The following is a 12,736-nucleotide window of genomic DNA, read 5'->3' as shown; positions in this document are numbered from 1 at the left end:
TGCTGCGGTACCGGTGCCATTCTGCTCGTCTCTGAAACGGAGCGGCACCAGGTTGAACTTTAACGAAAAAACGCGAAAAAAGATAACTATTCCAGAGGTTTACTATGACGACTGCGTTGCTGTTAGCCATTGCGACCGCCAGCATTGTGATATTGCTGTTGCTGGTCATTAAAGCCAAAGTCCATCCCTTTGTTGCCCTGTTAATTGTCAGTCTGCTGGTGGCCATCGCGACCGGTATTCCGGCTGAAAAAATCATGGAAACCATTATCAGCGGGATGGGCGGACTGCTGGGGCATATCACTATCATTATCGTGCTGGGGGCGATGCTGGGGGCCATTATCGAAGCCTCTGGTGGCGCAGAGTCGCTGGCCCAGCGTTTTAGCAAAACGCTGGGTCTGAAACGTACCGTTGCCGCCCTGACGATGGCTGCCTTTATTTTAGGCATCCCGGTATTTTTTGAAGTGGGCTTTATCATTGTCATTCCGCTGATCTACGGCTTTACCAAAGTGGCGCGGGTATCCCCGCTGAAGTTTGGCTTACCGATGGCGGGCGTCATGCTGACTGTGCATGTGGCGCTGCCGACGCACCCTGGCGCCGCCGCCGCCGCGGCCATTTTGCATACTGATATGGGCTGGCTGATGATGCTGGGAATTCTGGTCTCGGTGCCGGTCGGTATCCTCGGCTATTACGTGGCAAAGGCAATGAACCGTCGGCAGTACCACCTGTCGGTTGAGGTACTGGAACAGTTGCAGATGGCGAAGCCGGAAGGGGTACAGAAGAAAAATGAATCCGCACCGCCGGGCGCGCTGACCATCAGCGGTTTGATCGTCGTCCCGATTGTGCTGATCGTGGCAGGCACGCTGTCGCACTCGCTGCTGACGGAAGACAGCCTGCTGCGCAAGGTGATGACGGTTATTGGCACCCCGCCGATTGCGCTGCTGATCGCCCTGGGACTGGCCGCCTGGCTACTGGGCCTGCGTCGTGGCTGGAGCAAGGACAAGCTGGAGGACCTGACCGGTCGCGCCATTCCGGGATCGGCCAGCGTGATTCTGGTGGCGGGCGCGGGCGGGGCGTTTGGTAAGGTACTGGTGGAGTCCGGTGTCGGCAACGCGCTGGCGCGGGCGCTGGAAACGCTGCATTTGCCCCTGATTCCTGCCGCGTTTATTCTGTCGCTGGCGCTACGCGCCTCGCAGGGCTCGGCAACCGTGGCGATCCTCACGACCAGCGGATTACTGACCCAGGCCGTGACTGGCATAGATGATATGCACCGTGTACTGGTCACGCTGGCGGTGTGCTTCGGCGGTCTGGGCCTGTCGCACGTGAATGATGCAGGTTTCTGGGTGGTAACGCGCTATCTGGGTCTGTCGGTGGCGGACGGTTTAAAAACCTGGACAGTACTGACGACCCTGATGGGGCTGAGCGGCTTTGCCCTGACCTGGGCGCTGTGGTGGGTAATCTGATATACAAACCGGGAGGGCGAAAGGCCTTCCCGGTCTGACGGGACGTCAGGACACCAGTTCCTGCGCGTACCGGTACAACGCTTTAAGCTGAGACAGTTTTTCCGCGTCCCCTTCGTGCAGGCTGGCCAGCGATTCCAGCTCCATCAGAAAAGCCTGCACTTTTTCTGGATTCAGAACCTCACGGCGATGCTGCAGCCAGCGCTGTTGTTCGGCATCATCCAGCGTACCGGGGAAATTACGGGCGCGATAACGAAACAGCAGCTTTTCCACCCGTGGGCTGTCAAATGTCAGATTGAGCGCAGGCAGATTGGCAGGCGCGGTCTGACGGATGATGTTCATTCCGGCGCGGTCGGCATCGCTAAAGAAACCGTCATAGAGCTGCGTGTCGACATCCTCTGAGGGCGCAAAAGGTTCCGCCTCAGCAAAAATAGCCACCAGTTTTTCACGTACGTCAGGATGCTGGCGCAGCGTGGCCAGATTATCCAGGCAGAACTGACGATCAATACCCAGCCGCCCGGCATCTTCCGGACGCAAGGTATTAGCGGGTGCCAGCACCGGACACTTATTGATGTGCACCAGTTTCACCGGCACGGCAGGCTGATCGCCCAGCTCGCTTTTAGGTGTGTACAGGCGCTCGCGCAAACTGTCCGCATCCAGCGTCAGCAGGGGCGCAATATCCCCGGCCAAATCCACCACGATCAACGCATTGCGGTTGTCCGGATGCCAGGCAAGCGGCACCACCCAGCTGGTATTGCCGCGCGCCGCGCCAAACATGCCAGAAACATGGACCAGCGGCTTCATCTGCGGGATGTCGATCAGGGTCATCAGTTTGTTTTTGTTGCGATGCGTAAACAAAAACTCAAACAGTTTTGGCTGTTTTTCTTTCACCAGTTTCGCCATTGCCAGCGTGGCATAGACATCCGACATCGCATCATGGGCGTTTTCGTGCGCCACGCCGTTGGCTTTGGTCAGATGCTCCAGCCGGAAGCTGGGAAAGCCGTCATCATTCTCTGGCCAGTTAATACCTTCCGGGCGCAGCGCATAACAGGCGCGCATCACGTCCAGCAAATCCCAGCGGGAATTACCGTTTTGCCAGCTCCAGCCGTACGGATCGTAGAAGTTGCGGTAAAAGATATTGCGCGTCACTTCATCGTCAAAGCGCACGTTGTTATAACCCACGACGCAGGTTTGTTCGGTGGTAAACAGCGCATGAATACGGGCAGCAAACTCGGCCTCGTTCACGCCCCGGGAGGCGGCTAATTGCGGCGTAATACCGGTGATCATGACCGCTTCAGGCTGGGGCAGGTAATCATCCGGTGGGCGGCAGTAGAATACCTCTGGCTCGCCAATCGGATTGAACTCGCTGTCGGTGCGCAAACCGGCAAACTGTGCCGGACGATCCCGTTGCGGGCTGGTGCCGAAGGTTTCGTAATCGTGAAAAAGAAAAGTAGTTTGTTGTTTAATGCTCATTGGAACTCACGTTTAAATACTTATTCTCAATAAAGCTCATGATATTCATAGATATTTTGTTGTTCTTTGCTCATGTTAGGTGAAAGTTGCTCATTGCATATTGTTGATGTTTGCGCTTGTCCATGCAAAATTAAGTACACATTGAGTACATAAAACAACTTTTAGTGAGTACAAAATATTATGGCATTGAGCGATGTAAAACTCAGGTCACTATATGGCAAGCCTTACAGCGGGCCAGGCGAACTGACAGATACCGATGGTTTGAGTATACGCATCACACCACGCGGTGTAATCAACTTCCAGTTTCGCTATCGATGGAATGGGAAGCAGCACAGGTTAGGCATAGGAAAATACCCGGCTATATCTCTCAGGGATGCCCGAAATATTGCTGCTGATATGAGACTCAGTATCGATAAAGGCATTGACCCTAAACTTACGAATGCAACATCAAAATCTCTGACCAGTCCGACGGTTGAAGAATGTCTTTCCTACTGGATGGAAAACTACGTGAAGCCAACATTGAGGCCGGCAACACAGCAACTTTACCAAAGCACAGTAATAAAAAATTTGTCCGGTGCTTTTCCCGGCATCCCTGCTGAGAATATACCCGTCAAAGCATGGGTGGAATTGTTCGCAGAGCAGGAAAAAGCGAATCAGATCCGGGCCAGGCAATTGCTGAGCCAGTTGCGCTCTGCTATTGGCTGGTGCATTAGGAGGCAATTTCTCTCCAGTTGCGAAGTGATGAAAATCAGCCCGAAAGATGTAGGAATTAAGGCCAGTATTGGAGAAACGGTTTTGACCTACAACCAACTGGCTAAAATATGGCTGGCTATTGAGAGAAGTCGCGCTTCAACTGCTAACAAGCTGACACATCAATTACTCATGCTATATGGCGCTCGAAATTCCGAGGTGCGGGAATCGCTACTGAGTGAGTTTGATTTCAACGAAGGCATTTGGACTGTGCCATCAACGCGCAGCAAAATGGGGAACATCATTCGCCGGCCGATCTTTGCAGAGGCCGAGGCGCTGATAAAGAAGGCAGAAACTGCTTATGGCGAAGTGCTTTTCCCAGGGCCAAATTTAAAAAGACATTTGTCAATTTCGGCGGCAAACAGGTACATCAAGCGGATACAGTCAACATTAGGCATCGGTGAGTTTACTGCACACGATTTCAGACGCAGCCTTGCTACCCGTTTATCTGAGGAAGGAGTTGCGCCCCATGTCATTGAAAAAATGCTGGGGCATGAGCTGGGAGGGGTGCTTACTGTCTATAACAAACACGACTGGCTGGCAGAACAAAAGGCGGCATATGAGCTCTACGCCTCCAGAATACTTGAGCATGTCAGGAAGATTTCTGGTTGACTCCACCATTTAAGATCCAGTTCTCAACCTCAGCCTGTAAAAACTGTTTTGGATAAACAGTTACAGGCTGAGGGAATTTGTATTTCTTAATATATTTTGCCATCGTCTGACGTGAAGAAATACCGAGCACCGCCATAACCTGTTTTTCTGAAATCATATTGATATTCATGATCACACCTCCTTCCTGCCATTCTGTGGTGAACTAATCACTTTCTTATTTTTAAAGCTGGGATACCCCTCCGCTATAAATTCTGCCAGTGTCAGACCAAAGCCCGCCGCGCAACGTTCGCATGTTTCCAGCTTGGGTGAGTTATATTTCATCGCTTCGTGTAACGTCGATTTTGAAATAGCCGCCTTTTTAGCAAACTGACTCAGGTACAGCCCCTGGCGGCGGCACAACTTGCGCACCGCTAGGCTAAGAGAAAATTTATATTTCATGGTTCCTCTTTAGCGTTATTACGCTCGATTTCTTCCAGAATTACTTTCGCCATGCAGTGCACGATATTCTCACGCGGCCAGAACTCCATCAGGCGTTTAAGGTGACGTGGATTTCGCGCTAACTGATCGTTGTGCTCAATCATCACTTCGGTGGCGGTGACGTGTTTCATAGTCCGCCCCCGTGATTTTCATTAGGTGGCGTGTTAGCGCTTGTGAATTCGCGCACTTTAGCTGAAAAACGCTCAGCCTCGCTGGCCAAACCTTCCAGCCCCCGCCATGTGGCTAGTGCACCCGTATGGCGAATGAAGCGCACAGCGTCAGCAACTTCCTTGACTTCCCCATAACCATCGATTGAAAGCCCCGTTTCGCGCTCAAATTCAGCCAGTTTTTCAATAGCTAAATTCGCTTTTGTTGCCCGATAATCAACCTCACGCTGCAAACGATCATTAAACTGAGCCTCCAATTGCTCACGTTCCCGCGACACTGCCGCCGCCATGACCGCCTCATCTACGCCACCCGCCCGGCGCAGCATGGCCGCCATAAACGATTTATTAACAGGCACTGATTCCAGCTTCGGCGCTGCCACCATCTGGCGAATAATGCCAGCGGAGGTAATGTCGTAATGCCCCCAGGTAGGGGGAAGCTCGCCAGGCTTAATAAGTTCTTTCGGCGCTACAATCCACCATCTATCGCAAAACTGCTGAACCGTTGATGATTTTTCAGGGTTTTTTAATTCGCGCAGCCAGTCGTTGCGGCTGACCTTGATTTCAAAACCATGAATTTCCATACCACGCGACGGGTACATGTTCATAGCCACTGCATCTGCCCAGCGGCGTTGATTCATTCCGGTACCATCAGCCACTTCAAAAAATATTGCCCACTCTGGAGAGCAGAAACGAGCGCGTAAAGCAGATTTAACGTCTGGAGTTTTCATGCTTCACCCGCCTTATCCGCAGTGTCATGGGCGCCGGAGAGAAGTTGCAAAGGAATCTGAGGCAATTTCAGTTCAGCGTATGCAAGAATCTGTCCGCAATCCCAACCGAGGTAATAGGTCGAGAAATCTTCATGACAGTAAGCCTCGTGCCACCCTACAGGCCAATACGGTTCACCATCCGGCGTGTAAAGCTCACATTCTGCATCATCATCTTCCGGCTTCGGTTGATTGAACCAAACTGCCTGAGAAACACGTAACTTGTTGTCGCCATTGCTGCGATAACAAATCCAAAATGATTTGCTATCACCAGTTGGCAATTCTGGCTCTCCAGATTCCCCGACGATTTTCCAGTTAACGGTAAGCTCATCGCCGCGTGCTATTGCACAATCCAGGCATGTAGCCATTTCGCTAAACAATTTTGCTATTTCAATCAGAGGTGCATCGGCATTCAGCGATTTCGCGAACTGGTGACCGGCTGCTACAAGCTCTTTTCCTGACAGACCGCTAAACTGATTTTTCACAGTTTTATCTCCGCTTTGGCTAAGGCGCTTTTAAGCACCTGCATAAATTCTTTGCGGGGTGACTCGCGCCACTCCCAGATATTTTCGTCGCGCTGAATCCAGTTGGCGGGCGAGGCCACAAAACTGGCCGCCTCAGCCAGCACAGCGCTGCGCTGCTGCTCTTTTTCGAATGCTTCCAACAGGAGTATCAAAAGCTCTGCCTGTGACGCTGGCAGACTTTCCAGCAGATTTCGCACGCTTTGCTTTAGGTGACTTACGTTCGTCATTGGCTTTAACCTCAATCACTTTTACTGGTACCGGACGCGGTGTATTAATGCCGTTACGGATGTTGGCGCGGCGGCGCATACCCCAGACGATCAGCGCAGTGTGATCGCAACCATCGTCGGGCTTAAACCGTTTGGCATATTTCAGGCCGGTGAAATCGTGGCTCATGTCTGTTTCCTTAACCGGCCCCGAAGGGCCGACGAGTTATGCGGCGTATTCGGGTTTCATGTCGGCCAGGGTAACGCTGTACTGTTCCTCCAGTTCCGCGCCCAGATGGCGTTTGCTGGTTGTGTAAAGGCGTTCCAGCGCGGCGAATGCGTCACTGGCACCATCAGCGCCAGGTTTCGGCAATTCGTTTATTGCCTGATTGAGTTTTTCGATAGCGGTTAACTGGTGGTACCGGGCAACGGCACGATTTTTTAATTCAACAAATAACGCGGTACCCAGACTGCCTTTAGCTTTTTCAATTTCACCGCGTAGGGTTTGCGCAACAGCCGGAGACTCAGCCTTGAGAATGTCCAGGCGGAACTGTTCGGCAGCGTTGGCAACCGGATTAACCTGTTCGCTGGTTTCAACGGTGGCTACATCATCAGCAGGCGTAACCCGTTCAGTTGATGAAAGCGCCGCCAGGCTCACGCGGTTATCTGACGCTGAAAACACCTCGCGTTCGTGGCGTTCTTCCAGTTCATCCGGTGTGTACACACCTAAAATCACATCAGGGCAGTACAGGCGCGCCCAGCGCTTAACGCCCAGGTATGCCAACTGCTGCCGTGGATCTTCGGCCCATAGTGTTGAGTTACGGACGCGGGCTTGTGCCAGCAGCAGATCAAGCACGCGAGGTTCGGACTCGCCGCGCAGGGTGGCTGAAATGCGGATGCCAATACCTTCCTCATCCGACATGCGCCAGTCCGGCACGCGGTATTCCTTACCTTTATCGTTTTTCTTAATGGCAAATTTGCCGATGATTTTTTCCCACGGCCCGTACCATTCATATTCAAAACGGGTAGTCAGGATGCCGCTGCGAACGATCACCGCGTTAACAAGCTGAGCCTCATAGCCCAGCACGCCGTTAATGAGGTGGGTTTTCTGGGCGACCGCAAACGGGTTCATTTGCCATTGTGCAGCCTGCATCGCCACAGCCATGCAGTCAGCAGGATTACCCTGTAAATGCTGCGGTACCGTTGCTACGCCGCTTGCCATAACCGTGGCAAACTCGTTGATAGCGCGCAGGTACTGAGAATCGAACAGCGCAACGTTTGAGTTAGTGACAACTGCCTGTTCGCCAGGGGCGGTAACTTGTACGTTCATGTTTTTATTCCTTAAACTGGGCGCAGCATTTCAAGACGGCGCAAATCAAAATCATTCAGTTCGTCGGTGTAATCGTCGGTAATCGGGGCAGGCCAGATGCCGGTGTCATACGCGCGGGCGATAGCTGACAAGGTGCGGTGATATTCAAGCGAGCCCAGTTCAAGCAAATCCTGTGACGCCTCAATAACCGCCACCCAGTGATAGCCAGGGTCTTTGTTAACGAAGATCCAGAAGAACTGATCGAAGCCGCCAACCTCGGAATACATCGCCGCGCTGAGGTGGTAATCGCGTTCTGTGATTTCACGGTGCAGGCGGGCGCGTAAATAGTCCTGCTTAATGCGGCCCATGCTGGTGGTTTTCAGGTCAGCAGCAATGCGTATGCCGTCGATCTCCAGTTCAATATCTGGACGGATGCGCACCTCCAAACCGGTTTCGTCATCCATACCGAAGTAACTCACCTCGTTAACGCGTGACGGGTGGTTAAGCAGGTTGGAGACAGACGGGTGTGCGTAAACGGCGTTGTTCAGTGCCTGCAGGAGTGTGAAATCCGTATCACCGACGATCCATTTCCCTGCAGCACCTTTGCGCCAGTTCTCGCTAAACTCATCAGCGAAAATCGCGTCAGGCCTGATTTCGCGAACCACGGCGGCCATTGCCTCTTTGCTGCCGCTGACGTTGTAGGGCTGCTTTTTGGCGCGTTCTTCTGCGACAAACTCAGGCGCAATAACGGCAAGCTGGTCTAAAACGCTGTCGCGGCTGCCAGTGGTTTTAAGCGGCTGCGGCAATGTGGCGTTGAACTCCTTGATGCAGGCTTTCATAGCCGACGCCGTATGCTTTTCCGTTTCCGGGATGCGGCGAAATTCGTCGGGCAGGTTCTGATAGAGAATTGCCGTTTCTTCTGCGTTAGCGCTCAGGGATAAAGGCGCTGGCAGCTTTTCGTTATGTGCCTCAATCATTTTTTTAATTGCATCGGGCTCCGCCAGCGCCGGTAACGAAGCGTTGTAATCCTCGATGATTTTTTTCATTTCGCTGGTGGTGGAAATGGCCCCTTCTGGCAGCCCAGGGTAAACAACAAAATCCTCAGCGAATTTTTCCGGCTCCAGCGTCAGGGCGTGCAGTTCGGTACCGAAACGCAATGGCTTTGTTTCTTCGCGCGGTATGGTTTTTTCAACGTGGCGGCCGTGGAAATACATAAGGCTGATCCGCGCATCTTTAACCATGCTGCTGCTGATACCGCTGGCGGCGTGGTATGCCTCGTTAGGGATGTTTTCATAACGGCCAGGCTCGAAAACGGCGGGGAAGGTTGCGGCCATGTCAGCAACTTCCGGCACCACTTCCGTTTTTTCACCTTCATTTGAGGCGGTTTCTGCTGGCGCTGCTGTTACCGGTTCTGTCACTGGCACAGACGCTTCCACCTGCGGCGCCACGGTTTCAGCAATCAGGGCAGTAATATCAAATATGCCGTCGCCCATATTTTTAATAGGCTCGTCAGCCACTGGCACCGCCGTTGTAGCAGGGGCAGGCTCTGGCTCTGGTGTACTGGCTTTAACCGGGCTGTGAGCAGCCGCAAGCGTTTCCTGTGACGGATTGGCGTGGTCTGTTTCAGCCAGGGTGGAATTGATGTAGTACTGCAATTCGCCCGGGGTATGGTGAATGTTTTCAGGCGCAGAGCGGATTAACGCAAAGATAGCCGCGCGTGAGTTATCAAGGATGCCTGGCGTGTTGCTCAGGGCGCGATTCCATGCCGCCCAGGTTTCATGACGCTCGGCGACCATTTCCTTAGCCCTTCGGAAAATCGGCGTAGGGATTTCGTAAATGTCGAAATCAGACGGGAACAGGGCGCAGGCAATTTCGATACCCAGCGTCTGGAGGGTATGTTCATAGTCAGGATTACGATCAGTTTTGATGCCGCCGCCCGCCGTGGCACCGCTGGCGGTTTTCTCTGTCACGGTGGAGGTGGTCACGGTTTGAGATTTGCCAGCGATACGGGCAGCCCATTTCGCCGTAACATCACTGCGGCGACTGTGATTACCCTGGGCGCGGGCCGAGGCATCATTGTGCGCGTCCAGCCATTCGCCAGTAAATTTCAGCAGGTCAGAAACCTGCGGAACGGCGGTGCCGGGTGCCCACGCGGATTTAGCCGCCTCAACCCATTCTGCAACAGTTAACCGGTAGGCGTGTTGCAACTGCATTACTTTGGTATTGCGGGCCACCAGCAGCAGGTTTTGCGGATAGGATTCGTCGGTATCCATCGCCAGTGCTGCTACAGCGGCTAAATCCTCTTTGGTGTATTCGCGCTGTGTACCAAAAATCCACGCACCGATAACAGCCTGTTCAACGGTCAAATCTTCCAGGGCAGTAATGCCGGGCTGGGTGGTTTCAGTTTCAACGACAGGATCAACCGTTGCTGGTGCAGCGGGTTCAACCTTGGTTGAGCCTTCGACGCCGGGAATTTTCTCCCAGTTTATTTTGTCGCTGGCAAGCTGGTAGCGCTCACACCAGGCGGAATCAAGCACACCCTCGGGCGGCAGATCTTCAACCACATGGAAATTGGTCACGGCAGGGGAAAAGAAATCTTCCTCACTGAGTCCGGCATCTTCCATAGCGTTGGCGGCATCACGAATGACGCGGTTTTCACTGGCGCGCGTTTCCCAGAAAACGTGATCTTTCTGGCCTGCTTTTTTCTTGGCGCGCAGGTATACGAAGAAAGGTTTAAGTGCAGTCATGGCCGGTTCCTCAGTGTCTTACAGCGGCTGCGATAATTGCGGACATAACGACAGCAGCCGGATTTTCATCGGAGGCGATTTGTACTGCATCAACGTCCAGGCCAGTTTTCCAGGCGAACAGGGTACGCAGGGCGCAGTTAGGGCAGTGCTCATTACTGATACGGCCAGCAGAATTGAAAGCAGTTGCGCTGTCATCGGTTTTATTAATGCTGATATAACCAATGATTTCACCGGCAGCAGAAATACAGTCAATACGCTGTTCCTCTGAATAAAATACACAGCTGGGTTTTATTTCGACTGCAAAGTTAAGACACATAATTAATTTTCCTTTTCTGATTTCAGAATGTGGATTTCCCTGACGCATGCGCCACGGGATATATTTGTGCTGAGATTTAATTAACCTGCGGTTGCCCGCGTTTGTTTAATACGATTTCTACGCTTTCACTGGTAATGCGAATTTTCTCGATTCCAGAAATTGCATATAAGCCCTTTTCGACGTTGGCAGACGCCAGCCATGATTTCCCGTTGTAACGGATCAGCGTGCCCGGAAGCACATCACGGCGGGGCAATATAGCGGTACCGTACATGGTGATCTCCTTACCCTCAGTTGCTTGTTGTGGTGCGATTAAAAATTACAAGATAGTTTGTTTCCTGTAAACAATAAAAATTGTAAAATTAGGCGTAACAAACCTACTTTCTTGTTTTTGAAAGGTATTTATTTTTGTATTTTCTTGTTGGATGGGCGAAAAAAAACCGACTTATTAGGGTCGGTTTGTCTGTAACAATCAGCGTCTATGGTTTTTTCTGCTTATTCGGTGCTCAACCATTGTACCAATTATGCTCAACTTGCCTGTTTCTGAACGTAAAGTTGGGAAGTCGTCATTAAGGGGGACTAACTCGTAAATATCATTTCCGTGCGAGTCCACTCCGGTTGGCCTGAATTTTTTAAAAACTGTCTGGTTCTTTACGCCATCAAGAGCAACGACAAAATCACCGGGTACAGGATAAACCTCTGGATCCACAATGATTTTATCTCCAGCATTGAATTTTGGTGCCATCGAATCACCTTCTATTATCAATGCAAATGCGTTGTCTGATACGTCATCATCAACAAGCAGGTAACTCATTCCGCCGTCATAACTCCGGTATTCTTGGCTTTCTGTCCATAAACCCGCTTGAACGTAGCTGAGGATCGGAATGCGTTTATTCCCTAATTCAGCGGGGGAAACGTTCGTGCCTGATTTGGTACCAGTTATTAACCAATCAATTTCGCAGCCTAGCGCTCTCGCCAGTTCAGGCAGGTAGCGCGGTCTTTTAGTTTTCCCGTTCTCTAACTGCTCAATAGCTTGCTGGGATGTACCCGCTCTTTCAGCAAGCTCAGCTTGGGTTAGCCCTAACTCGCTTCGCTTAGATTGTACGCGTTTCGCGATAGTTGTCATCAGAACACCTCATTCATGGGAACGGGATGTTTACAAGAAAAGCTGTATTTGACAAACAAGGTTACTTGTAATTAATATACAAGAAAATTTGTCAAAGGAGGCTGTATGCAAACAATCTCGGATCGCCTCAAACAAAGACGAATGGAGCTAAACCTTACCCAAACTGAACTGGCAGTTAAGGCAGGGGTTAAACAGCAGTCTATCCAACAGATTGAAGCTGGTTTAACAAAGCGCCCTCGTTTTCTGTTTGAAATAGCAAATGCACTTCAATGTGATGCAAGTTGGCTTCAATACGGCACCAATCAAAATAGTGCGGCGTAGTTCTATTTCTGGCCGCACTGAGTCATTAATCACTGTCGGCATGCACTCGCATGACGCCCAATTCATAAAGGAATTATTAATTATGGAGTCTGCAAATAAACGCAAAAAAGCAAAGCGCATTGAAAGCCAGCTATTAAGCCGACTTGCGGTTAATGGGCAGGGAAAACTTGCCCGGTTTATTGGCATGGATGATGCGGCAGTAACGCGCATGAAATACGCAATCGGAAATCAGAAGCACAGCTTTTTTGAATTAATGAGTCTGGTAATGCTGTTTTTGGAAATTCACTTCCCAGAGTCACAGCTTGAGGAGCGCTTAGAGAGGTTAGAACAGCTTTTTGGACGAAAAAAATCCCCGGCTGCCACCGAGGATTCATCTCAAATCACAATTGATTTTTAACACCACAACAGGAGCAAGTATGCCAGGAATTACTGGTTATGTAAACAGTGAAAGGGGGAAGCCGTGACTACTGCCAAACTCTTTGACTTCAACACC

The 12,736-nt window shown here is 51.4% G+C and carries 17 protein-coding genes; 4 read left to right on the top strand and 13 right to left on the bottom strand.

Annotation, left to right across the window (positions count from 1 at the left end; all coding sequences use genetic code 11):
* Positions 1–104: 104 nt before the first annotated feature.
* Positions 105–1,460 (top strand): GntP family transporter, encoded by a 1,356-nt coding sequence (locus G5574_RS05450; RefSeq protein ID WP_164482219.1) that lies wholly within the window; start codon positions 105–107, stop codon positions 1,458–1,460.
* A gap of 45 nt (positions 1,461–1,505) precedes the next feature.
* On the opposite strand, the gene sbcB is transcribed toward G5574_RS05450, so the two are convergent.
* A complete protein-coding gene (sbcB, locus tag G5574_RS05445) occupies positions 1,506–2,930 on the bottom strand; it encodes an exodeoxyribonuclease I (protein WP_164482218.1) in 1,425 nt (474 codons plus the stop codon).
* Positions 2,931–3,110: 180 nt separating this feature from the next.
* On the opposite strand from sbcB, the gene G5574_RS05440 reads away from it, so the two are divergent.
* On the top strand, positions 3,111–4,292 hold the full coding sequence (locus G5574_RS05440; protein ID WP_164482217.1) for a tyrosine-type recombinase/integrase: 1,182 nt from the start codon (positions 3,111–3,113) through the stop codon (positions 4,290–4,292).
* Here the strand turns inward: G5574_RS05440 and G5574_RS05435 are convergent.
* The 12 genes from G5574_RS05435 to G5574_RS05380 all read right to left on the bottom strand — a co-directional run bounded on the left by G5574_RS05435 (position 4,273) and on the right by G5574_RS05380 (position 11,922).
* On the bottom strand, positions 4,273–4,461 hold the full coding sequence (locus G5574_RS05435) for a helix-turn-helix transcriptional regulator (RefSeq protein WP_425325400.1): 189 nt from the start codon (positions 4,459–4,461) through the stop codon (positions 4,273–4,275). The two genes, G5574_RS05440 and G5574_RS05435, sit on opposite strands and share 20 nt — an antisense overlap.
* Before the next feature lie 2 nt (positions 4,462–4,463).
* Positions 4,464–4,730, bottom strand: a complete 267-nt coding sequence (locus G5574_RS05430) for a helix-turn-helix domain-containing protein (RefSeq protein ID WP_164482216.1) — start codon at positions 4,728–4,730, stop codon at positions 4,464–4,466.
* Positions 4,727–4,900, bottom strand: a complete 174-nt coding sequence (locus G5574_RS05425) for a hypothetical protein (protein ID WP_164482215.1) — start codon at positions 4,898–4,900, stop codon at positions 4,727–4,729. Before G5574_RS05425 ends, G5574_RS05430 begins: the two co-directional genes overlap by 4 nt.
* Positions 4,897–5,664, bottom strand: coding sequence for a hypothetical protein (locus G5574_RS05420; protein WP_164482214.1), 768 nt, complete (start codon positions 5,662–5,664; stop codon positions 4,897–4,899). Before G5574_RS05420 ends, G5574_RS05425 begins: the two co-directional genes overlap by 4 nt.
* Complete coding sequence (locus G5574_RS05415; RefSeq protein WP_164481808.1) at positions 5,661–6,185, bottom strand: hypothetical protein; 525 nt, start codon at positions 6,183–6,185, stop codon at positions 5,661–5,663. The genes G5574_RS05420 and G5574_RS05415 overlap by 4 nt, the downstream gene beginning before the upstream one ends.
* Complete coding sequence (locus G5574_RS05410) at positions 6,182–6,328, bottom strand: hypothetical protein (RefSeq protein WP_164482213.1); 147 nt, start codon at positions 6,326–6,328, stop codon at positions 6,182–6,184. The genes G5574_RS05415 and G5574_RS05410 overlap by 4 nt, the downstream gene beginning before the upstream one ends.
* On the bottom strand, positions 6,318–6,617 hold the full coding sequence (locus tag G5574_RS05405; RefSeq protein WP_164482212.1) for a hypothetical protein: 300 nt from the start codon (positions 6,615–6,617) through the stop codon (positions 6,318–6,320). Before G5574_RS05405 ends, G5574_RS05410 begins: the two co-directional genes overlap by 11 nt.
* 36 nt (positions 6,618–6,653) lie before the next feature.
* On the bottom strand, positions 6,654–7,757 hold the full coding sequence (locus G5574_RS05400) for a RecT family recombinase (protein ID WP_164482211.1): 1,104 nt from the start codon (positions 7,755–7,757) through the stop codon (positions 6,654–6,656).
* An 11-nt stretch (positions 7,758–7,768) separates the two neighbouring features.
* Positions 7,769–10,483 carry a RecE family exodeoxyribonuclease gene (locus G5574_RS05395; RefSeq protein WP_164482210.1) on the bottom strand — a complete coding sequence of 905 codons (2,715 nt, stop codon included), beginning with the start codon at positions 10,481–10,483 and terminating at the stop codon, positions 7,769–7,771.
* 10 nt (positions 10,484–10,493) lie between these two features.
* Positions 10,494–10,847 (bottom strand): hypothetical protein, encoded by a 354-nt coding sequence (locus G5574_RS05390; RefSeq protein ID WP_164482209.1) that lies wholly within the window; start codon positions 10,845–10,847, stop codon positions 10,494–10,496.
* Between the two features lie 28 nt (positions 10,848–10,875).
* Entirely contained in the window at positions 10,876–11,070 is a 195-nt protein-coding gene (locus G5574_RS05385) for a cell division protein FtsZ (RefSeq protein WP_164482208.1), read from the bottom strand.
* Between the two features lie 198 nt (positions 11,071–11,268).
* The gene (locus tag G5574_RS05380) at positions 11,269–11,922 is read right to left on the bottom strand and encodes a LexA family protein (protein WP_164482207.1); all 654 of its coding nucleotides are present in this window, start codon (positions 11,920–11,922) and stop codon (positions 11,269–11,271) included.
* Between the two features lie 105 nt (positions 11,923–12,027).
* On the opposite strand from G5574_RS05380, the gene G5574_RS05375 reads away from it, so the two are divergent.
* Together G5574_RS05375 and G5574_RS05370 are read left to right on the top strand one after the other, a co-directional pair.
* A complete protein-coding gene (locus tag G5574_RS05375) occupies positions 12,028–12,243 on the top strand; it encodes a helix-turn-helix domain-containing protein (protein WP_028722565.1) in 216 nt (71 codons plus the stop codon).
* Positions 12,244–12,325: 82 nt separating this feature from the next.
* A complete protein-coding gene (locus G5574_RS05370) occupies positions 12,326–12,640 on the top strand; it encodes a CII family transcriptional regulator (protein ID WP_164482206.1) in 315 nt (104 codons plus the stop codon).
* Positions 12,641–12,736 lie beyond the last annotated feature (96 nt).

The sequence above is a fragment of the Pantoea stewartii genome, assembly GCF_011044475.1.
GTDB classification, from domain to species: domain Bacteria; phylum Pseudomonadota; class Gammaproteobacteria; order Enterobacterales; family Enterobacteriaceae; genus Pantoea; species Pantoea stewartii.
The sequence above is the reverse complement of the archived record's forward strand: the minus strand, read 5'-3'. Positions and strand labels throughout refer to the sequence as shown.